At 69.9% G+C, this 19,856-nt stretch carries 17 protein-coding genes, 1 tRNA gene and 1 pseudogene; 7 read left to right on the top strand and 12 right to left on the bottom strand.

Features of this window, described 5'->3' with window-relative positions:
* Window positions 1–66 precede the first annotated feature (66 nt).
* The 6 genes from QFZ67_RS19805 to QFZ67_RS19780 all read right to left on the bottom strand — a co-directional run bounded on the left by QFZ67_RS19805 (window position 67) and on the right by QFZ67_RS19780 (window position 5,329).
* Window positions 67–1,233, bottom strand: a complete 1,167-nt coding sequence (locus tag QFZ67_RS19805; RefSeq protein ID WP_307662417.1) for a lipid-transfer protein — start codon at window positions 1,231–1,233, stop codon at window positions 67–69.
* Window positions 1,230–1,625, bottom strand: a complete 396-nt coding sequence (locus QFZ67_RS19800) for a MaoC family dehydratase (RefSeq protein ID WP_307662416.1) — start codon at window positions 1,623–1,625, stop codon at window positions 1,230–1,232. The genes QFZ67_RS19805 and QFZ67_RS19800 overlap by 4 nt, the downstream gene beginning before the upstream one ends.
* Window positions 1,622–2,653, bottom strand: coding sequence for an acyl-CoA dehydrogenase family protein (locus QFZ67_RS19795; RefSeq protein ID WP_307662415.1), 1,032 nt, complete (start codon window positions 2,651–2,653; stop codon window positions 1,622–1,624). Before QFZ67_RS19795 ends, QFZ67_RS19800 begins: the two co-directional genes overlap by 4 nt.
* Window positions 2,653–3,600, bottom strand: coding sequence for a bifunctional MaoC family dehydratase N-terminal/OB-fold nucleic acid binding domain-containing protein (locus QFZ67_RS19790; protein ID WP_307665898.1), 948 nt, complete (start codon window positions 3,598–3,600; stop codon window positions 2,653–2,655). The genes QFZ67_RS19795 and QFZ67_RS19790 overlap by 1 nt, the downstream gene beginning before the upstream one ends.
* 8 nt (window positions 3,601–3,608) lie before the next feature.
* A complete protein-coding gene (locus QFZ67_RS19785; protein ID WP_307662414.1) occupies window positions 3,609–4,799 on the bottom strand; it encodes an acyl-CoA dehydrogenase family protein in 1,191 nt (396 codons plus the stop codon).
* A gap of 224 nt (window positions 4,800–5,023) precedes the next feature.
* Window positions 5,024–5,329 carry a hypothetical protein gene (locus tag QFZ67_RS19780; protein WP_307662413.1) on the bottom strand — a complete coding sequence of 102 codons (306 nt, stop codon included), beginning with the start codon at window positions 5,327–5,329 and terminating at the stop codon, window positions 5,024–5,026.
* A 313-nt stretch (window positions 5,330–5,642) separates the two neighbouring features.
* On the opposite strand from QFZ67_RS19780, the gene QFZ67_RS19775 reads away from it, so the two are divergent.
* The gene (locus QFZ67_RS19775; protein WP_307662412.1) at window positions 5,643–6,518 is read left to right on the top strand and encodes a bifunctional DNA primase/polymerase; all 876 of its coding nucleotides are present in this window, start codon (window positions 5,643–5,645) and stop codon (window positions 6,516–6,518) included.
* Between the two features lie 389 nt (window positions 6,519–6,907).
* Here QFZ67_RS19775 and QFZ67_RS19770 read toward each other — a convergent pair whose 3' ends face one another.
* Window positions 6,908–8,128 carry an FG-GAP-like repeat-containing protein gene (locus tag QFZ67_RS19770; RefSeq protein WP_307662411.1) on the bottom strand — a complete coding sequence of 407 codons (1,221 nt, stop codon included), beginning with the start codon at window positions 8,126–8,128 and terminating at the stop codon, window positions 6,908–6,910.
* Between the two features lie 591 nt (window positions 8,129–8,719).
* Window positions 8,720–9,272 (bottom strand): annotated as a pseudogene (locus tag QFZ67_RS19765) (tyrosine-type recombinase/integrase); the annotation flags it as partial.
* A 197-nt stretch (window positions 9,273–9,469) separates the two neighbouring features.
* On the opposite strand from QFZ67_RS19765, the gene QFZ67_RS19760 reads away from it, so the two are divergent.
* Entirely contained in the window at window positions 9,470–9,667 is a 198-nt protein-coding gene (locus tag QFZ67_RS19760) for a hypothetical protein (RefSeq protein WP_373430234.1), read from the top strand.
* A 282-nt stretch (window positions 9,668–9,949) separates the two neighbouring features.
* Here QFZ67_RS19760 and QFZ67_RS19755 read toward each other — a convergent pair.
* Both QFZ67_RS19755 and QFZ67_RS19750 read right to left on the bottom strand, forming a co-directional pair.
* Window positions 9,950–10,036, bottom strand: a tRNA-Ser gene (locus QFZ67_RS19755).
* Between the two features lie 45 nt (window positions 10,037–10,081).
* The gene (locus QFZ67_RS19750; protein WP_307662409.1) at window positions 10,082–11,581 is read right to left on the bottom strand and encodes a trypsin-like peptidase domain-containing protein; all 1,500 of its coding nucleotides are present in this window, start codon (window positions 11,579–11,581) and stop codon (window positions 10,082–10,084) included.
* A gap of 241 nt (window positions 11,582–11,822) precedes the next feature.
* On the opposite strand from QFZ67_RS19750, the gene QFZ67_RS19745 reads away from it, so the two are divergent.
* From QFZ67_RS19745 to QFZ67_RS19735, 3 genes are all read left to right on the top strand, one after another.
* Window positions 11,823–12,623 (top strand): glycerophosphodiester phosphodiesterase, encoded by an 801-nt coding sequence (locus QFZ67_RS19745; RefSeq protein WP_307662408.1) that lies wholly within the window; start codon window positions 11,823–11,825, stop codon window positions 12,621–12,623.
* 53 nt (window positions 12,624–12,676) lie between these two features.
* Window positions 12,677–13,276 carry an ATP-binding protein gene (locus tag QFZ67_RS19740; RefSeq protein WP_307662407.1) on the top strand — a complete coding sequence of 200 codons (600 nt, stop codon included), beginning with the start codon at window positions 12,677–12,679 and terminating at the stop codon, window positions 13,274–13,276.
* Between the two features lie 307 nt (window positions 13,277–13,583).
* The gene (locus tag QFZ67_RS19735) at window positions 13,584–14,552 is read left to right on the top strand and encodes a DUF5926 family protein (protein WP_307662406.1); all 969 of its coding nucleotides are present in this window, start codon (window positions 13,584–13,586) and stop codon (window positions 14,550–14,552) included.
* Window positions 14,553–14,747: 195 nt separating this feature from the next.
* Here the strand turns inward: QFZ67_RS19735 and QFZ67_RS19730 are convergent, their stop codons facing one another.
* A complete protein-coding gene (locus tag QFZ67_RS19730; protein WP_307662405.1) occupies window positions 14,748–15,371 on the bottom strand; it encodes a hypothetical protein in 624 nt (207 codons plus the stop codon).
* 190 nt (window positions 15,372–15,561) lie between these two features.
* Window positions 15,562–16,245, bottom strand: coding sequence for a bifunctional DNA primase/polymerase (locus QFZ67_RS19725; protein ID WP_307662404.1), 684 nt, complete (start codon window positions 16,243–16,245; stop codon window positions 15,562–15,564).
* A 454-nt stretch (window positions 16,246–16,699) separates the two neighbouring features.
* Here QFZ67_RS19725 and QFZ67_RS19720 point away from each other — a divergent pair, with 454 nt between their 5' ends.
* The gene (locus QFZ67_RS19720) at window positions 16,700–18,250 is read left to right on the top strand and encodes a PP2C family protein-serine/threonine phosphatase (RefSeq protein WP_307662403.1); all 1,551 of its coding nucleotides are present in this window, start codon (window positions 16,700–16,702) and stop codon (window positions 18,248–18,250) included.
* A gap of 88 nt (window positions 18,251–18,338) precedes the next feature.
* A complete protein-coding gene (locus QFZ67_RS19715) occupies window positions 18,339–19,796 on the top strand; it encodes an aminopeptidase P family protein (RefSeq protein ID WP_307662402.1) in 1,458 nt (485 codons plus the stop codon).
* Window positions 19,797–19,856 lie beyond the last annotated feature (60 nt).

Below are 19,856 nucleotides of genomic sequence, written 5' to 3'. Positions count from 1 at the left end.
CACGCCCGCGGTCATCGTCAGGGCCGCCGATACGCATACCGATGCGCATACGGCCACCACGGCTGCTCACCCGTCAGCGCCCAGGATCAGCCCGGATGTGGGGACGCCGGTGCCCGCCGTGACCAGTGTCCTGGCCGCGCCCGGTGTTTGGTTCACCGAGGTGCCGCGCAGCTGTCTGACCGCCTCCGCTATGCCGTTCATCCCGTGCAGATACGCCTCGCCGAGCTGGCCGCCATGGGTGTTCAGCGGCAGCGTGTCCGCGGCCACGAAATCCGCCGCCTCACCGGGCTTGCAGAACCCGAACTCCTCCAGCTGCATCAGTACGAACGGGGTGAAGTGGTCGTAGACGATACCGACGTCGATGTCGCCGGGGGCGAGCCCGGACGTCCGCCACAGCTGCCGGGCGACCACGCCCATCTCGGGCAGGCCGGTGAGATCGTCGCGGTAGAAGCTGGTCATCTGCTCCTGCGCCCGACCCGCTCCCTGCGCCGCGGCGACGATCACCGCGGGCGGCTGCGGCAGGTCGCGGGCCCGTTCGACGCTGGTGACGACGATCGCCTGGCCGCCGTCGGTCTCCTGGCAGCAGTCGAGCAGCCGCAGCGGCTCGACGATCCAGCGCGATGCGGCATGGTCGGCGAGGGTGATCGGCTTCTCGTAGAAGTACGCGGCGGGGTTGGTCGCCGCATGGCGGCGGTCGGTGACGGCGACATGGCCGAACGCCTCGGGGGTGAGTCCGTACGTATACAGATAGCGCTGCGCTGCCATGGCGACCCAGGAGGCGGGGGTGAGCAGCCCGAACGGGAGGTTCCAGCCGAGCGCCGTGCCCTCTGCCGACGGCTCCCGGTGCTGCACTCCGGAGCCGAAGCGCCGCCCGGACCGTTCATTGAAAGCCCGGTAGCAGACAACCACTTCCGCGACCCCGGAGGCGACGGCCAGCGCTGCCTGCTGCACGGTGGCGCAGGCCGCGCCGCCGCCGTAGTGGATGCGGGAGAAGAACGACAGCTCGCCGATGCCGGCCGCCTGGGCGACGGTGATCTCGGGGCTAGTGTCCATGGTGAACGTGACCAGGCCGTCGACATCGGTGGGGGAGAGACCTGCGTCGTCGAGAGCCGCCCGCACCGCCTCGACGGCCAGCTTGAGCTCGCTGCGCCCGGAGTCCTTGGAGAACTCGGTCGCCCCGATCCCGACGACGGCCGCCCGGCCGCCGAGCGTGTCCCGGCTGCGGATGCTCATGATCCTTCCCCCGGAACTGTCACCGTCACTGTGCCGGTGACGTGGTTGCCGATGCTGTTGGCGCCGACGATCCGCACTTCGGCGGCGTCGCCCTCCACGGAGGTGACCGTGCCGCTCAACACCATGGTGTCTCCCGGGTAGTTGGGCGCGCCCAGCCGGATCGCGACCTTACGGAGCACGGCCCGCTCCCCGAAGCAGTCGGTGATGTACCGCCCGACCAGGCCGTTGGTCGTGAGGATGTTCATGAAGATGTCCGGGGATCCCCGCTCCTTCGCGAGCTCGGAGTCGTGGTGGACGTCCTGGTAGTCGCGGGAGGCCATGGCCCCGGCGACGATCAGCGTGCGGGTGATGGGGATGGTCAGCGGTGGCAGCTCCTCTCCGGCACTCGTCATACGGGCTCCTCCTTCGCGAGCAATTGACCCAGTTCGGCGAGGAGTTCCGCGCCGCAGCCGAGGTAGGCGTCCAGCTGGCGCCCCCACAGGAAGTGCCGGTGGACGGGATGGTCCAGGTCGGCGCCGGTCCCACCGTGCAGATGCTGCCCGGCGTGGACGACACACTTGCCGGCCTCGGAGGCCCACCAGGCGGCTGTCAATGCCTCGGCGGCCGCGTCCAGGCCTACGTCCTGCCGCCAGGCGGCTTCGTAGGCCGTGACCCGTATGGCCTCGGTGTCCATGTACGCGTCGGCCGCGCGCAGCAGCACGCCCTGGTTGGTGGAGAGCGGACGCCCGAACTGCTCGCGGGTCGAGGTGTATTGGACGGCCCGGGCGAGGGAACCCGCGCACACCCCGGCCTGCAGGCCGGCGAAGGCCGTACGCCCCAGGGCCAGCACTGATTCGTACGCACCGGGCCCGCCCAGCCGTTCGCCCGGCGTCCCGGACAGGACTAGCCGCCCGGCCGCCCAGGGCGCGGTGGTCTCCACCTCCGACACCTCCGCGTCAGCTGTCCGTACGAGCCACAGCGCCCGGTCGGCGTCGGGGACCAGCACATGCGTGGCGTCCCGCAGCCACGGCACGAACGGCAGGGCGCCGCTCAATTGCCCCGGCGCGGTGGCCCGTATCCCACCTCCGCGCGCCGGGAACGCCCCGGTCGCCACCGCCGTGCCGTCCCGCAGTGCGGGCAGCAGCCGGACGCGCTGCTCGTCCGTGCCGTGCGCGGCCACCGCCAGCAGTCCGTACACACAGGTCGCCGCGAAGGGCACCTGTGCGGTGGTCCGCCCCTGCTCCTCCAAGAGCAGCACCAGACCGAGCACGCCTATGTCTTCGGCGGCCCCGACAAGCCCCGCCGCACACAGCGCCTTCCACAACTCGGCGTCCGTCCCGCTCCCGGCGGCGGCCAGCCGCTCATGTGTGGAGAGGTCACCGAAGATCCGCGCGGCCAGCTCCTGCGCCGCGGACTGCTCCTCGGTGGGTGTGAAGTCCATCAGCCCGCACCCCCGCCCGAGCCTCTGAAAACCGGCAGCTCCAACTCCTTGTCGACCCGCAGGAATTCAAGCTGAACGGGCATCCCGATCCGCACCTTGTCGTACGGCACGCCGACGACATTGCTGACCATCCGCACGCCTTCCTCGAGCTCGATCAGCCCCACCGCGTACGGAGGGTCAAAGGCGGGGAAGGGCGGGTGGTGCATCACGACGTACGAGTAGACGGTCCCCGCGCCGCTCGCCTCGACCGTGTCCCACTGCGGCGAGCCGCAGGCGGCGCACCCCGGCAGCCAGGGAGAGCGCAGCGCCCCGCACCCCGCGCACCGCTGTATCAGCAGCCGGTGCTCGGCCACCCCGTCCCAGAATCCGGCATTGTCCCGGTTGATCACTGGCCGTGGCCGCTCACCCTTGGTCTTCCCCCTGGGCTTCCCCTTCGCCGCCGGGGCGTACTTCAGGATCCGGAAGCGGTGGGTGCCCGCCTGCTCCCCGTCCGCCCGGACGTCCATCCGTGTCGTGACGAAATGCCCCGTCCCCAGCTTCGTCGTCTTGAGCTCCGACACCGACTCGATCACCGCGTCGAAGGTGATCCGGTCCCCCGGCCGCAGCGGCCGCAGATACTCCTGCTCGCAGTCGGTCGCGACCACCGAGGTGTACCCCGCCCCGTCGAGCAGGGCGAACAGCTCGTCCTGCGCAGCCGACCGGTCCGTGTGCCCGGACAGACCGCCCATCGTCCACGCCTGCAGCATGGTCGGCGGCGCTACTGCGTCAGGGCCGGTGTAGGCGGGGCTGGCGTCCCCCATCGCCTCGCACCAGTGCCTGATCATCGGTTCGTTGACCAGGTCCTTGCCGACGCCCGCCGTGGCCGCGGCCCTCCCCTCGTACGCCTTCAGGCGTCCGTAGAAATCCCCGCTCACCGCTTCCTCGCTCACCACCTGCCCCCTCACCACTTCCCCGCTCACCTCTTTCCCCTCTTCATGCCGAGCCGCATCGTGGCGACGATCTCCCGCTGCACCTCGCTCACCCCGCCCCCGAAGGTGTTGATCTGCGCCGCTCTGTTCATCCGCTCCAGCTCCCCGTCACCCAGAGCTCCGATGTCGAGCGAGCCGGGCGATCCGCCCCGGATCAGCCCCGCCTCCCCCGTGATTTCCTGGCACATTCGATACACCTCGACCGCGGATTCGGTTCCCGCGAACTTCACGCCGCTCGCATCGCCGGGCGCCAGCCGGCCCGCCCCCACATCCCCCACCAAACGCCAGTTGAGCAGGCGCGTTGCCGCCAGCCGGGCGTGCACTTCAGCCGCTCTGAATTGCACCCACGGCTCGTCAATCCGGCGTTCGCCCGTCACTGGATCGGGTGTACGCGCCCGCTCCAGCGCCGCCTCGTAGAAGTCCTCGGCCTGCATCCCGATCGCCGCGAGCGCCACCCGCTCATGGTTGAGCTGGTTGGTGATCAGCCCCCAGCCGCCGTTCTCCTCGCCGACCAGGTTCGCGGCGGGCACCCGTATCCCGTCGTAGTACGTCGACGTCGTGGTCAGCCCGCCCACTGTCTCGATCGGCGTCCACGCGAATCCGGGCGCGTCCGTCGGCACCAGGATGATCGAGATGCCCTTGTGCTTGGGCGCCTGCGGGTCCGTACGGCAGGCGAGCCAGATCCAGTCCGCGTTCTGGCCGTTGCTGGTGAAGATCTTCTGCCCGTCGACGACCCAGGAGTCGCCGTCAGCAGTGCGTTCCCGCACGGCGCGCGTACGCAGCGAGGCGAGGTCCGTCCCGGCCTCCGGCTCGCTGTAGCCGATCGCGAAGACGACGTCGCCGCTGAGGATGCGCGGCAAGAAGTACGACTTCTGCTCCGCGGTCCCGTACTTCATCAGGGTCGGGCCTACAGTGTTCAGCGTCACCATGGAGACAGGCGCACCCGCCCGGTACGCCTCGTCGAAGAAGACGAACTGTTCGTCGGGGCCCCGCCCCTGGCCTCCGTACTCAACGGGCCAGCCGAGTCCGAGCAGCCCGTCCGCGCCGATCCGTCGCAGCAGCCGGCGCTGCCCCGTCTCGTCGTCGGCGGGCGGCGGTCCGTCCGGCATCACATCTCGGAAGTACGAACGCAGTTCGGCGCGCAGCCGCTGCTGCCGCTCCGTCGGGGCGAGGTGCACGGGGGCCGCCTCCCGGGCGTACGGGTCAGGATTTCTGACTGTCCGTCAGATGCGCGCCCGCTGTCAAGGTCGGCGGCCGGACGCGGCCACCCCGTACAGCGGCAGGCACAGCCGCACGCACAACCACAGCAGACGGCCACGACGCACAACCGCCTGCGCGGAGGCACCGAAGTGCCGCCGCGCAGGCAGTCGTTCACCCCTTGATCGAACCCCCCTCGGGCCGGTCACCACCACAGACTCGTGAAGTTCACCACCGTGTTGGACTGGTCGATCGCAGTGAAGCCGGAGCCGTTCACACTGGCGGTGTTGTTCTGGTTGGACGCGCCGGCGCCGCTCGCCACCTGCTGAGTGGTGGTCGAATTGCCCCAGTTGTCGCCGCCTACGCCGCTGACGACCGACGCCACCGTCGCGTTCGATCCGTCGTCCGCGAACGCGCCGTTGTCGGCCTGGGCAACACCCGAGAAGAGGGCGGCAGCGAGTGGCAGGGCGGCGACAGCGGCGATGGCGCGGGCGGTGCGGATGCTTGCCATGTCATTTCCTCCATGAACCGGAACTGCAGAAGTACGGCTTGTTCCAGGGCAGTTGGCCGACCGCCCCGGATCGTGGTCACGACGTCGCGAGATCAGAGTTGCCCACCGAATCCCCGGCGAACCACGCCGGAGCACCCAATTCGCCCTCAAGCGTGATGACATGCCGATAAACCCCCTTCGCGCCCGCAGAGCCCCCAGTTCACATCGGCGCACACCACACAGCCCGGCCAGGACAAGGGGTGAAGCGTTTCGGCATGTTTTCGGCCAGTCTTTCCCTCTTCCCTTCTTCGAACGCTTGTACGAAAATAGAGCCATGGCCATCACCGACCGGCAGACCGCCACCCTGGCCCTCGCCCACGCTCTTTCCGCCGCCGAGCGCGGGCTCCCCGTCATCCCCCTGTCCCCCACCAAGCTCCCCGCCCTGCGCTCACCCCACCGGGGCGACCCCGAGCCGGTCCTGTGCCGCGGAGAATGCGGCCTGCCGGGCCACGGCGTCCACGACGCCACCACCGACCCGGCGGGCATCCGCGCCCTGTTCGCCGCCGCCCCCTGGGCCACCGGCTACGGCATCGCCTGCGGCCGGCCGCCGCACCATCTGATCGGCATCGACCTCGACACCAAGTCCTCGACCGACTCCGTGGCCGCGCTGCAGCACCTGGCCCTGCGCCATCTGTTCACGATCCCGGAGACGGTCACCGTCCTCACCCCGAGCGGCGGCCGCCACCTCTGGCTGACCGGCCCGCCGGACGTCGTCGTCCCGAACTCCGCGAGCCGGCTCGCCGCCGGCATCGACGTCCGCGGCGCCGGGGGCTATCTCGTCGGCCCCGGTTCGGTGAGCGCCCACGGCGCGTACCGACTCGCGCCCGGCACGGCCGAGCTGTCCCCCGCGCCGTGCCCCCGCGCGCTCCTGCGCCTCATCACACCCCCCGCACGCCCCCACCACCCCACGCACGCCGCTCCCTCCCGTCCGTTCCAGGGCCAGGGCCTGGTCCAGTTCGTCCTCGCGGCCCACGAAGGCCAGCGCAACACCCGGCTGTTCTGGGCGGCTTGCCGCGCCTACGAGAACGGCTTCGGCGACGACCTCGCGGACGCCCTCACCGAAGCGGCGGTCCGCGCGGGCCTGAGCGAGCACGAAGCCCGCGCGACGATCGCCTCGGCGGACCGGCTCACCTCGGGCCGGGGCCGCTGACGGGAGGGCACGGGGGCTGGGGAAACGGGGGCTGGGGAAACGGGGGCTGGGGAAACGGGGGAGCTGCGTCCGTTCGTCAGGTACGGAGCCAGATGACCAGGGCCGCCGCCATCGCATTGCCGAGGTAGGCATAGCCGCGTTTGTCGTATGGGGTGGCGACCGCAGGGGCCTGCTTCAAGCGGTTGCGGCGGCCGCCGGCGACCTGGACATCCTGTTGCCGCTGCCGCCACGGAGGCCTTTCCCCTCGATGTGGGTTTCCGCGGCCCGTACGGGCTGCTTGCACTCCTCGGCGTGGTGCAGGCGGGGTGCACCCGAGGTTGGTACCAGCGCGGCCCGGCGCCACACATGCGAAAGGACCTCCACCCGGAAGCGGAGGCCCTTTCCCTCGGTCAGAAGAAGCCGTTCAGGTTCCACCAGTCGGTGGCCGTCTCCTCGCGCGAGTCCAGCGCGCCGTTGCCGCGGCCCGGGTACACGAGCTGGCAGCCGACGCCTCGGCAGCCTTGGCCGACATAGCTGCTCTTGGTGGTGGTGACGAGGTCGGCACGGCCGTCGCCGGTGACATCGCCCAGGCCCAGGAACGTGTCCATGCCGTTCCAGCCGCTGTTGCCGATCAGCACACGGGACCCGAGGGCCCCGGCCTTGCCCGGGTACAGCCACAGCTCCCCGGTGGAGGCCTTGCGGGCGATCAGGTCCGCACGGCCGTCACCGTTCATGTCACCGGCCCCCACCAGGGCGCTCATGCCGGTCCAGCCGCTGCTGCCCATGAGCTTGCGGGCACCGAGGCTGCCGGCGCCGGTGCCGGGGTACAGCCAGAGCTTGCCCGTGGCCTTCTCGACGGCCAGCACATCCGAGCGGCCGTCGCCGGAGAGGTCACCGAAGGCGACGATCCCGCTCATGGCGTTCCAGCCGCCGTTGCCCATGAGCTTGCGCGCACCGAGGCTGCCGGTGCCGGCGCCCGGGTACAGCCACAGCGTCCCGGTGGACGCCTCGCGGGCGATCACGTCCTCGCGGCCGTCACCGCTGAAGTCGCCGTGGCGGACGAGGACGTTCATGGCGTTCCAGCCACTGTTGCCGACCAGCTGCCCGGTGCCGTCGCCGCGCAGGAACCACAGCCGGCCCGCCTTGTCCCGGACGAGGACGTCGGCCCGGAGGTCGGCGTTCAGGTCACCGAAGCCCGCTGCCTGGGGCGCGGTCGTGGCGTACCACTCCGGGTATGCCGGGAGGAAGCACTCCCGCTCGGTGGGGACGAGGCTCACCGAGCTGACGGTGCGGTGGGAGTAGCCCCACTCGGTACCCGCGGGGTCGGGGTCCCAGATGGAGACGCCGCCGTTCCGGCTGTAGTTCGTGTCGTCGTGCAGGCAGGCGAACTTGGACGTGCGGTTCACGACGGACTGGAACGTGTTGTCCCACGTCCCCAGCGTCGCCTTGTTCGCGTTCGTCTTGAACATGGTGCCCGTGCCGTTGTCGGTCTTCCAGGCACAGAAATAGCCCGACGGGCAGTCGCTGATCGCGGCCTGTGCGGGCGCCGCGCCCGCACCGAGGAGCCCGAGCGAGGTGAGCCCCAGCGTCGTGGCCATCGCGGCCAGGCGCCGAAGCAGTGATACACGCATTTCTTCCCTCCCTGACGCGGCGCGGAGAGACGCTCGACGTGCCGCGGGAGGAAGATACCTTGCCGACGTGATCACTCCATCGCGCGCGTCGCCATCTCGTGCGGCAGGCCCGGTTCCACGAACGGATCATGGTCGTAGGGCGGGAACGCCGGTCCAGCGGCCAGGTCGGGCCGTCGAGCACGGGGATGCCGACGAAGGAGGGGCACTCGCACACCTGCCCCGGCCCGTTCTCAAGCGCCGATGCCGCTGATGCGTCGTCCGGCACCGCAAAGAACTCGGCCACGACGATCATCGTGGCCCCCTGCTTGGCGGCCCCACCGCCCTTCACCGTGATCGACAGGACAGGCCCTGGCTGTCGTGCCACTACCGTGCCAGAACCACCGGCTAGTAGCGGTCAGCGGAGGTACGCAACGGGGCCGATATGCCTACCGTGGCTGTGTCGTTCCCCAGGCCCGATGACCTGGGCAGACAATTCAGAGATCATCGCCAGGCTTACAAAGCAGATGTCGGCGGTTCGAAACCGTCCGCGCCCACCAGTGAAAAGGCCCCCAGCCGATCAAGGCTGGGGGCCTTTGACATCTACTTCTGACATCAACTGGGGCGGTCATTCACGACTGGCCGCCGCTTGAGCATCCGGTCCAGGTGGCTCACTGCCTCGCGCTGCGTGTCCTGCATAACGGGCGTGTAGATGTTCAGCGTGACAGCGATCTGGCTATGGCCGAGGATCTCCATTACGACGCGGGGAGCGACGCCAGCAGCGGTCAGCAGAGTCGCGCAACCGTGCCGGGCATCATGCAGCCGGATCACTCGGAGCCCGGCGGTCTGGGCGACGCGGGTGAACGAGCGGTACAGGCTGCGCGGCTCGATCGGCCGGCCGGTGCGCGTCGTGAAGACGTATCCCGTCTCCTCCCGTTGATCCCCGGCGCTCTCGCGCAATGCCGCCTGTCGCATCCGCTGCCACCGCAGGGGAACGACGCAGAGGGCGGACAGGGGCAGGGTCTGCCGACGACGGCGGCCCTTGGGATCGTCCTCGTACGCCTCACCGCGCGCTGCCGCTGTGTACGGACACGGATCTCACGCTTGTCGAGGTCCAGGCTTTCCCAGCGAAGGCCGACGACTCACCGCGGCGGAACCCGAGCAGGATGCGAGCACGAAGGCCGCAGTGACTACTACCCCCTGGAATCGATCACCTAGGCGCTGCACGTCACCGGCGTGGTGCACGTGCAACAGCCCTCTGCCCGGAGACGGCCGGTTGCCTACTGTCTGTCGCCCAAGATGTCTCCATATGCTCCTGACTTGGCCTGCCCGCCCGTCTCAGGAGGTGTCGTGCCGCGCAACACGATGTTTTGCTACACCTGCGACTCCGACGAACCACATCGTCCTCTCACTGCCCTGGAGAAGATCTGGCTCAAGGAGCGCACAAGCCGGAAGAACGTCGAGGGATTCTTCATGTGCAAGGCGCCGGACTGCCGGAACGTGCGTGCCGGCTTCAACAAGCGCCCCTTCGACCCCGTCATCCGTGTTCCCCTGCCCGACTGACCCATCCCGCCAGCCACATGCGTTCGCGAGGCGTCGTCCTTCGCGCATCTCAGGCAGGACGACGCTGTCCCGCTCCCTGGACCAGCGGCCTCCGCTGGCCCACACATGGCCCACATTGCCTGGTGACAGGCCCTGAGCGGGCAGCAATCTGGTCCACGCCTGGTCCACACACGGTGATCCAAAGCGGCACAGGGGCGGTTCAGAGTGAGACAGGGCCCATGACGAAGGGGCGCCCCTGGCACGGGACACCCCTTCTGACCAGCATCTACGCTGACCTGCATGCGGTGGGTGTGGGATTTGAACCCACGGTGACATCGCTGCCACGACGGTTTTCAAGACCGTTCCCTTAGGCCGCTCGGGCAACCCACCCACGCCCCGGCCACCTGCGGCGGAGCGGGCTACAGACTACCGGGATCAGCTGTCGCCCGTGCGCTTGCCCAGGATGACCTCCGCTTTGTACTCCTTGCCGTCGCGCTGGTACGTGAGCGTCACCTTGTCGCCCGGCTTGTGGTTCCAGATCTCGCTGATCAGTGTCGGACCGCTGTCGATCGACTTGCCGTTGAACTTGGTGATGACGTCGCCCGCCTTGAAACCTGCCTTCGCGGCCGGGCCGTTCGGGGTCACCGCCGGGGTTCCGCCCGCGCCCTCGGCGGCGATCTTGGCGCCCGAGTCCTTGCTCGACATGTCGACCGTCGCGCCGATCACCGGGTAGACGGGCTTGCCCGTCTTGATCAGCTGCTCGGCGACGTTCTTCGCCTGGTTGATCGGGATGGCGAAGCCGAGGCCGATCGAGCCCGCCTGCGACTGGCCGAGGCCGTCGCTGCCCGCAGACTGGATCGCGGAATTGATGCCGATCACCGCACCGCGCGAATCGAGCAGCGGGCCGCCGGAGTTGCCCGGGTTGATGGAGGCGTCGGTCTGCAGGGCGCTCATGTACGAGTTCTTGCCGCTGGAGCCGTCGCCCGAGGCGACCGGGCGGTTCTTGGCGCTGATGATGCCGGTGGTGACGGTGTTCGAAAGGCCGAATGGCGCGCCGATCGCGATGGTCGAGTCGCCGACGGCGACCTGCTCGGAGTTGCCGAGGGCCAGCGGGTTCAGCCCTGAGGGGGCGTCCTTCAGCTTCAGTACGGCTACGTCGTAGCCCTCGGCCCGGCCGACCACCTCGGCGTCGTACTTCTTGCCGTTGGAGAAGGTCGCGGACACCGTGCCGCCGTCGGCCGCGGAAGCCACCACGTGGTTGTTGGTGAGGATGTGGCCTTCCTTGTCGTAGACGAAGCCGGTGCCCGTGCCGCCCTCGGTCTCGCCGTTGCCGCCGACGCCGCCCCCCGCCTTCGCCTCGATGGTGACCACGCTCGGCAGCGCCTTGGCCGCGACCGCGGCGACGGTTCCCGGCTCACGCTTGAAGTCCTTGGGCGCGTCCGCCGCGGAAACGGTGGTCGAGCCGGAGGTGTCGTCGTTGCGCTCGGCGGCCCAGTAGCCGATGCCGCCGCCGACGCCGCCCGCTACTAGCGCGGCGGCGAGCACCGCGGCGACCAGTCCGCCGGAGCGCTTGCGCGGGGGCTCGGAGACCTGGGCCGACGCGCCCCAGGCCGGACCGCCGCCGCCCCCGTAGGAGGGGAGTGCGGGCGGGGGCGGCGGCCAGCCGGCTGCCGTGTGGTGCGCGCCTGTCGGCGCGAGGGCGGGGACGGGACCGGGCAGCGGCGCGGTGGCAGGGTCGGGCTGGGGGGAGTGCCCGGGCCGCTCGGCCGCAGCCGGCTGGGTGTAGTGGTGCGCCCCGTCCTGGTGAGCTGATTCGGCTGTCTGCGGCATCTCGGCTCCTGAAGCAGACGCCGGCGTGCCTTCGGGAGCGGCGCCCGGCACAGGAGGTACGGACGGGGCGGCCGGGACCGCAGTGCCCTCGTTCTCGGTGCTCACAGCTCTCTCCTCAGGTTTTCCACAGGTTCCTCGTCAGCGCTCGCAAGTGACTGCCGTCAGCTTTTCCCACCACACGTCAGACCACTGTAAGCAGGACCTGTGTGTATCTCGGCAATCCTTTACGTCCGACAAAACGGACGCATCTCCAAAGCCACCGGAAGGGCCGCCGGACAGCCCTCGAACCAGCTTCCGGACCAGCCCCCTGCACGCGCCTACCCCGCCTCGGTGACACCATGACGCGGTGACTCAAGCACGGCAGCACAACATCCAGGTCGTCGCCCACCGAGGTGCCTCCGAAGACGCCCCCGAGCACACCCTGGCCGCGTACAAGAAGGCGATCGAGGACGGCGCCGACGCCCTCGAGTGCGATGTACGGCTCACCGCCGACGGGCATCTCGTCTGCGTCCACGACCGCCGCATCAACCGCACCTCCAACGGCCGAGGCGCCGTCTCCGCCCTGGAGCTCGCAGATCTCGCGGCCCTCGACTTCGGGTCGTGGAAGGACAGCGAGGAGAGCCCCGACTGGGGAGACCCGTCCTTCACCTCCGTACTCACCCTGGAACGGCTGCTGGGGCTGGTGGCCGATTCCGGCCGCCGCATCGAGCTGGCCATCGAGACCAAGCACCCCACCCGCTGGGCGGGCCAGGTGGAGGAGCGGCTGCTTCACCTTCTCGGGCGCTTCGGCCTGTCCGATCCGACCACGGCCGACGACTCGCCCGTACGGATCATGAGCTTCTCGGCCCGGTCCCTGCACCGGGTCTCGGCGGCTTCGCCGAACCTCCCCACTGTCTATCTGATGCAGTTCGTGACGCCGCGGCTGCGCGACGGGCGGCTGCCGGCCGGCGCGCGGATCGCCGGTCCGGGCATGCGGATCGTCCGCAATCACCCCGGATATATCGCCCGGCTGCACCGTGCGGGCCATCGCGTGCACGTGTGGACCGTCAATGAACCGGAGGACGTCGAGCTCTGCACCCGCCTCGGTGTCGAGGCGATCATCACCAATCGTCCCAAACAGGTGTTGTCCCAACTGGGCCGCCTTTAAGGCTGATTACAGGGAGTGCACCGGCGCGTTCGGTCCGTATTGGATCGTTACGAGTGCGTCACTGGCCCGCGCTTGGCCGGTTTCCGGTCCAGTCCATTGGGGCATTCACACCGTGGCGTGGGGCAAAGGAGGTCTCGGGGGTGGCGTTGGTGGTGGCACAGGAGGTGCCCACGTCGTCGAGCATGGCCGTACCCCATGGCCCTGCGGGCGTGGGTGAGGCGAGACACCGGATGCGTGAGCAATTGCGCCGCAACGGGGTGTCCGAATCGGTCGTCGACGATGCAGTACTGATCCTTTCCGAACTGCTCAGCAATGCCTGTCGGCACGGCAGGCCGCTGGGGCACGCGGAGGTGGGCGACGGCGACATCCGCGCCGCCTGGCGCGTCGAGAGGGCAGGTCGCCTCACCGTCGAGGTGACGGACGGAGGCGGTCCGACCCGGCCGGTTCCAGCCACGCCATCGGTCACCGCGCGAGGCGGCCGGGGGCTCAACATCATCAGCGCGCTCGCCCAGGACTGGGGCGTTCGCGACAGCGCGACCGGTGAGGTCACGGTGTGGGTGATTGTCACCGAAGGGCACCGCCGCGAGGATTTCGCTACGCGCGTCGCAGGCCCCGGCTTCGAGTTCGCGGAGTCGTACGACGACCTCGACTGAGGCCGGCGGAGTTCTACGGAGCCCGGCGGAGCTCAACGGAGAGCCCCGCCGACAGCCGGGCGGAGGGCGCGACAACAGCCTGACCGACAGCCCGAGCGACAGCCGTGCAGCGGGCCCGACCAACAGCACGACCGACAGCCCGACCGACAGCCGGGCGGAGGGCCCGACCGACAGCCGACCGTGCTGTCCCGGGCTCGGCTCAACCCGATGCAAGGCCCAGCCAAGCTGTACTGAACCCGGCCGACGGCTAGGCTCGCGCCCGACGACACAGCACACAGCACCGCCGTAATCGGGAGAAAGCCACACCATGGCCAAGAAGCGACCCCAGACCAAGGCCGGGAAGCCGCAGCTCAGGGACGGAGAGATCCCCGTGGTCGGGGCCCGCGAGCCCTGCCCCTGCGGATCTGGCCGCCGCTACAAGGCCTGTCACGGCCGGGCCGCCGCGCACGCCGTGACCGAGCTGGTCCAGCGCCCGTTCGAGGGACTGCCCGGCGAGTGCGACTGGGTGGCCCTGCGCGAGCTGGTGCCCGCCGCGACCGCCACGCTCACCCTCAAGGGTGGGCTGCCCGAGGACGTGCCGTCCGTGACACTCGCGACCGTACTGCCGATGGCCTGGCCCGCCCTGCGCCGTGACGACGGCTCCGTCCTGCTCGGGCTGCAGAACGACACCTCGTCCGGCGACATCAGCCGCGATCTGGCCGACACCCTGCAGCGCGCGCTTATCGCCGAGCCCGGCACCCCGGTCGCCGCCCAGAGGGTGCCCGCCGACGGTGTGCGGCTGCAGGAGCTGCTCGACGCGGACGCCGACTTCGAGCCGACCGTGCACTCCGGCTTCGAGTTCTGGGTCCCGGACTCCGCGGGAAGCGCCACGCCCGAGGTGTCCGCATCGCTGGAGCGCGCGAACGCCGCCGCGATCCCGACAGTGAAGCTCTCCGGCGTCGAAGCCGCGTATTGGTGCGAGACCCCGGAGAAGAACCACCTCCGCTGGGTCATGCCGCACCCCGAGGAGCACCTCCTGGACGCGCTTGCCCGGCTGCACGCCGCCGGTGCCTCCTCGATCGGCGAGGGGACCAGGCTGGTCGGATCCTTCCGTGCGCACGGGCTGATGGTCCCCGTCTGGGACCTGCCGAGCTCAATGGGTGCCGAGGAGTGCGAGAAGCCGGCCGCCGAGCTCGTCGAGCGGCTCGCGAAGGCTCTCGCGACCGACGGGCCGCTGACCGCGGAGGAGCGCCGGGCGCGCGGCGGGCTCACCAACCGCCAAGTCACCCTCAGCTGAGAGTGACGGTTTCTGTCGACCGATAGGTGACCCCAGTCACAACTCGCCCTATGGGCAGGTAAATCCCTGTCCGAATACCCGAGATCGAATTTGCTAACTGCCGATCTCTTGTTACCGTTCTAGAAGCCCGGTCGCTGGTGCATCCCCCGTCGCCAGCGACCGGGCGCTTCCATTTCTACGGAATGGTGCGTTCCGTCAACGGCCCGCAGGCGACGCGGAGTTGCTCCCGGACCGCAGCAGCAGCGGCCCCTCTCCGACCTCGTCGGCAGTTGCGAACTCCGCCACCGCGGAATACTCCGTGACAGCGCCACGGGAGGCCTCACGGGGCGTTTCGCAGACGTCCGGCTCGTCCCCCACCTCGACCACGCAGTTGATCTGCAGTGTGCGCCCGCCGGGTCCCATCAGAGTGAGCAGGGAAGTCAATTCCTCGCCTGTGGCATTGCGGTAGTACGTACGCGCCCAGGTGTCGCGCCCATCGGTAAGCACGCAGGTCTGGGCTTCGACCCTGTCGGGAGAGGCGAGTTCCGGCCCACATTGCGCGGATGTATGCGCGACGGTGGGCCCGGTCACGCCGACGGCTGGGGATGCTCCGGGCCCGGGCAGCAGACCCGGTTCGGGTTTCGGCCTCGCCCCGTCCGCGAGAGCGGAAGCGGAGTCGGGCGCGGGAACGGGTGCGGAAAGGGCCCCCGGCCCCGGCCGGAGTCCTCCCCCGGAGCCTTCGGCCTGGGAGGTACCCCCAACCGGTCCCGCGGAGGCGGCCAGCGGCAGCAGCCCGGTGAACACCACAACGGCGGCGAGCCCGATCATGCGGAGATTCATGGGCCCACCTGCCGACTGCGCGGGAATTCTGACGGTGGGCCGAAGATATCGACCCGATGCCACCGCCAGTGGAGCCCCGCGCCCAATTCCCGCACAACTCGGGCCGGCCCCTACCCGTACGAGTGACAGAGCCGGCCCGGATCAAGAGAGGGTTCAAGGGCCCGCGATACCGCGGGCCCGGTGCGCACGTTCAGTACGCGAGGCGGCTGCCGCCGTCCGGTGCGCTGGTGCTCGCCTCGACCAGCGCGTCCACCACCGCCTCCACACCCGGCAGCCAGGGAGCCGCGGATCCCGGCAGCGGGGCACGCTCCCAGCGCACCTGGCCCGTCCCCGTCTCGGAGGGCGGCAGCACCAGATAGCCGCCCTCACCGTGGAAGCGCAGCGAACTCGGCACGCAGTCCTTGACGAAGAGCAGTTCGCCGAGCTCCTCAAGGCTGTACGGAGCCACCAGGAGCGACCAGCGCGTGGGCGTCGCGACAACAGGACCGAGCCGCATACCCATCCGGTCGAGCGCCGACAGCGCACGCGCCCCGGCAACCGCGGGCAGGCTCACCGCGCACGGTGCGTGCCCTCCGGTGGCCAGCATGATCGGAGCGGTGGGCCGGTTGGTCCACCACCAGCGCACCATTCGCTCGTCGGTCGTCGCCGCCAGGATTCCAGGGTCGAAGGGGTGCGCGCCGGGCACGACGCACTCGGGGTCGGGGCAGGCGCAGCCGCGCCCGCTGACACCGCGACTTCCGGCCGCCTTGGGTCCCACACCGGGGAGCACCGGCCATTGCCACTCGACGGCGCAGGTGAGCGCCGCTTCGAGCTGTACAGGCCCCCTCTTGCGCCGGAACCCGAGCCTGCGTCGCCTTCCGAGGATCTCGCGCATGAGCGCTCGTTCCTTTCCGTTGAACGCCGAGGTCCACATCACAACATGTGTGCAGCTCTTCACTGTGCGTACAAGTCGGCGTATCACCGCCCCTTGCCGGTGGCATGGGCGACCCCCCGCTTCGCCTGCGACAGGATCGCCGCCCGGGGGCCGAACGTGGGCTGTAGTCCATTAAACGCGTGGCGAGGGGTGGCGCGCGCCTGGCGCTTGCTGTCCCGCTGAACTTTTCCCCGCCACTCGGGGATGGGGCGCGACCTTCGGCTGTTAAGACGCCCAGGCCCACCGCCAGGTTCCGGGGCGGTCCCAACTGCCCCTGGCCATCACCGTTTACGTACCCATCACGCTTGGAATGACGCCCTACTGACCGCCCTCAGTCGACCTCAATCAACCGCCATAGGGTGCATTTTTCAGCCAAGTTAACAGTCTCGTAGACACCACCAATCCCACTGGGGCAATGCTGGACATCCCCTTACGTGTGCGTGTACATGTGGATGCATTGATAGCCGCGCAGAATGACATGGGGGTTTGCGATGCTATTGAGCGAAGTGCACCAGTCGGAAAGCCGGCTGCCATGAGCGCCCCTCACCTGCCGAAAGTGGCTGGAATCGATTCAGCGGTTCCAGCTCCAGCGCACACTTCCTCCCCCCTGCCCGCCCTTCCTGCCTCAGCGGCCCCTCCCGGCGCGGTGATTCAGGACCGGCTGGCCGGCTGGGTCTCCGATCTGACCACCCTCCACGAACTCACCGAACGCCTGGCCAGAACCGCTTCGCTCGACGACGCCCTCCATGAACTGCTGCGCGCGGGAGCCGCCCTGGTCGGCGCCCGCCGAGGCATGGTCGTCCTCGAACCCGCGCCGGGCTCCTGGCGGGCCGACTGTTTCGAGCCCGACCACGGCCCCGCCCTCACCAAGGGCCTCGGGCTCACCCATGCCGAACTTGGCCATATCGAGACGGTCCCGCGCGGCGCGACCGCGTACGGCAGGATCCTGGACGGTCGGCTCCCCGACGGGCGGCCCGGTCCGGGCGGCCTCCCGGAGGCCGTCGCCCACCCCGACCTGCTCGCCGAAGAGACCCTCGACCCCCACCACCGCGACGTCGTCGTCCGCCTCGGCTATGCCGCCAGTTACACCCAGCCGCTCGCCTCCGAAACGGCAGGCACGCTCGGCGCCGCCGTCTGGATGTACGACGAGCCCGCCGCGCCGGTGGAGCGCCAGTGCCATCTCGTCGGGCTCTATATGCGCTACGCCACCGAGCATCTGGCCCGGCTCCTCGAGCTGGAACACGCCCGCGCCACGGTGGCGACCGTCGCCGAGGAGCTGCTGCCCAGCCGGCTGCCCCGGGTGCCGGGCGTCCAGCTCGCCGCCAGGCACCGCACAGGACCGCACGGCGGCGGCGACTGGTACGACGCGCTGCCGCTGCCGGAAGGCGCGCTGGGACTGGCCGTGGGTTCGGTCAGCGGCTCCGGGCCGAGCGCGCTGGCCGCGATGGGGCGGCTGCGGGCATCCCTGCGGGCGTACGCCGTGATGGAGGGCGAGGACCCCGTCGCCGTACTGTCCGATCTGGAGCTGCTGCTGCGGCTGACCGAGCCGGCCAGGACCGCCACCGCGCTCTTCGCGTACGCCGAGCCGGCCAGGAGGAAGATCGTGCTGGCCGGGGCGGGGCACACACCGCCGTTGGTGGTCGGCGAGCGGCGCACCGAGTTCGTCGAGACGTCCCTGTCGGCCCCCCTGGGGATGCTCGCCTGCTGGGAGGCGCCGAGCGTGGAGCTTTCGCCCGAGCCAGGAGAAACGGTGCTGCTGTATACGGACGGGCTGCTGCGGCGTACCGGCGATCCCATGGACCGGGCCTTCGCGCGGCTGCACGCGGCGGCGGCGAGCGTGCCGAATGCCGTACGCCACGACCCGGCGGCGATCGCCGACCATGTGCTGCGCACAGTGCTTTCGGAAGGTCTCGACGAGGCCGACAGCGGTGAGGACGTGGTGCTGCTCGCCGCCCGTTTTGACTGACGTCCCACACGTTTTCCACAGGGCACCGGGCGGTCTTCCCGTCGCACATACGATGGAAGCCGGTCCAGTGTCGTATCGAGGAGAAGACGTGGCTGAGGAGCTCACCCCGGAGACCCCGGAAGAAGAAGAGCAGCCAATCAAGCAGCGCAAGAACGGCCTGTACCCGGGCGTGTCCGACGAGCTCGCCGAGAACATGACGACCGGCTGGGCCGACACCGAGCTGCACGATCTGCAGCCCATCGCCCAGGCCTCGCACACCGCCGCCCGCCGTGCCGCGCTCTCTGCGCGTTTCCCCGGCGAGCGCCTGGTGATCCCGGCGGGCAATCTGAAGACCCGCTCCAATGACACCGAGTACGCCTTCCGCGCCTCGACCGAGTACGCGTACCTCACCGGCGACCAGTCCGAGGACGGCGTCCTGGTCCTGGAGCCGCACGGCGAAGGCCACCGCGCCACCATCTATCTGCTGCCCCGCTCCAACCGTGAGAACGGCGAGTTCTGGCTTTCCGGCCAGGGCGAGCTGTGGGTCGGCCGCCGCCACTCCCTCGCCGAGGCCGAGCAGCTGCTGGGCATTCCCGCCAAGGACGTGCGCGAACTGCCCGAGCAGCTGCGCCAGGCGACCGGACCGGTCCGCGCCGTGCGCGGCCACGACGCCGGCATCGAGGCCGCCCTGACCGACAAGGTCACCGCGGAGCGCGACGAGGAGCTGCGCGTATACCTCTCCGAGGCGCGTGCCGTGAAGGACGAGTTCGAGATCGGCGAGCTGCAGAAGGCGTGCGACTCCACGGCGCGTGGTTTCGAGGACGTCGTCAGGATCCTGGACAAGGCCGAGGCGACCAGCGAGCGCTACATCGAGGGCACCTTCTTCCTGCGCGCCCGCGTCGAGGGCAATGACATCGGCTACGGCTCGATCTGCGCGGCCGGACCGCACGCCACCACCCTGCACTGGGTGCGCAACGACGGCCCGGTCCGCTCCGGCGAGCTGCTGCTGCTGGACGCAGGCGTGGAGACCCACACCCTCTACACCGCCGACATCACGCGGACGCTGCCGATCAACGGCCGCTTCAACGAGCTCCAGCGCAAGATCTACGACGCGGTGTACGAGTCGCAGGAGGCGGGCATCGCGGCCGTGAAGCCGGGCGCCAAGTACCGCGACTTCCACGACGCCGCGCAGCGTGTGCTCGCCGAGAAGCTCGTCGAGTGGGGTCTGCTCGAAGGACCGGTGGAGCGCGTGCTGGAGCTGGGTCTGCAGCGCCGCTGGACCCTGCACGGCACCGGCCACATGCTCGGCATGGACGTCCACGACTGCGCCGCCGCGCGCACCGAGGCGTATGTCGACGGGACGCTGGAGCCGGGCATGTGCCTGACCGTGGAGCCCGGGCTCTACTTCCAGGCGGACGACCTGACGGTGCCGGAGGAGTACCGCGGCATCGGCGTCCGGATCGAGGACGACATCCTGGTCACCGAGGACGGCAACCGGAATCTGTCGGCGGCGCTGCCGCGGCAGGCCGACGAGATCGAGGCCTGGATGGCCTCGCTCAAGGGCTGACCCCCGGACATACGAGGAACACGGCGGAGGACGCGCGGCTCAGGAGTTCTCAAGAGTTCT

The sequence above is a fragment of the Streptomyces sp. V1I1 genome, from assembly GCF_030817355.1.
Lineage (GTDB): Bacteria > Actinomycetota > Actinomycetes > Streptomycetales > Streptomycetaceae > Streptomyces.
This window is presented reverse-complemented; position numbering and strand designations above follow the sequence as displayed.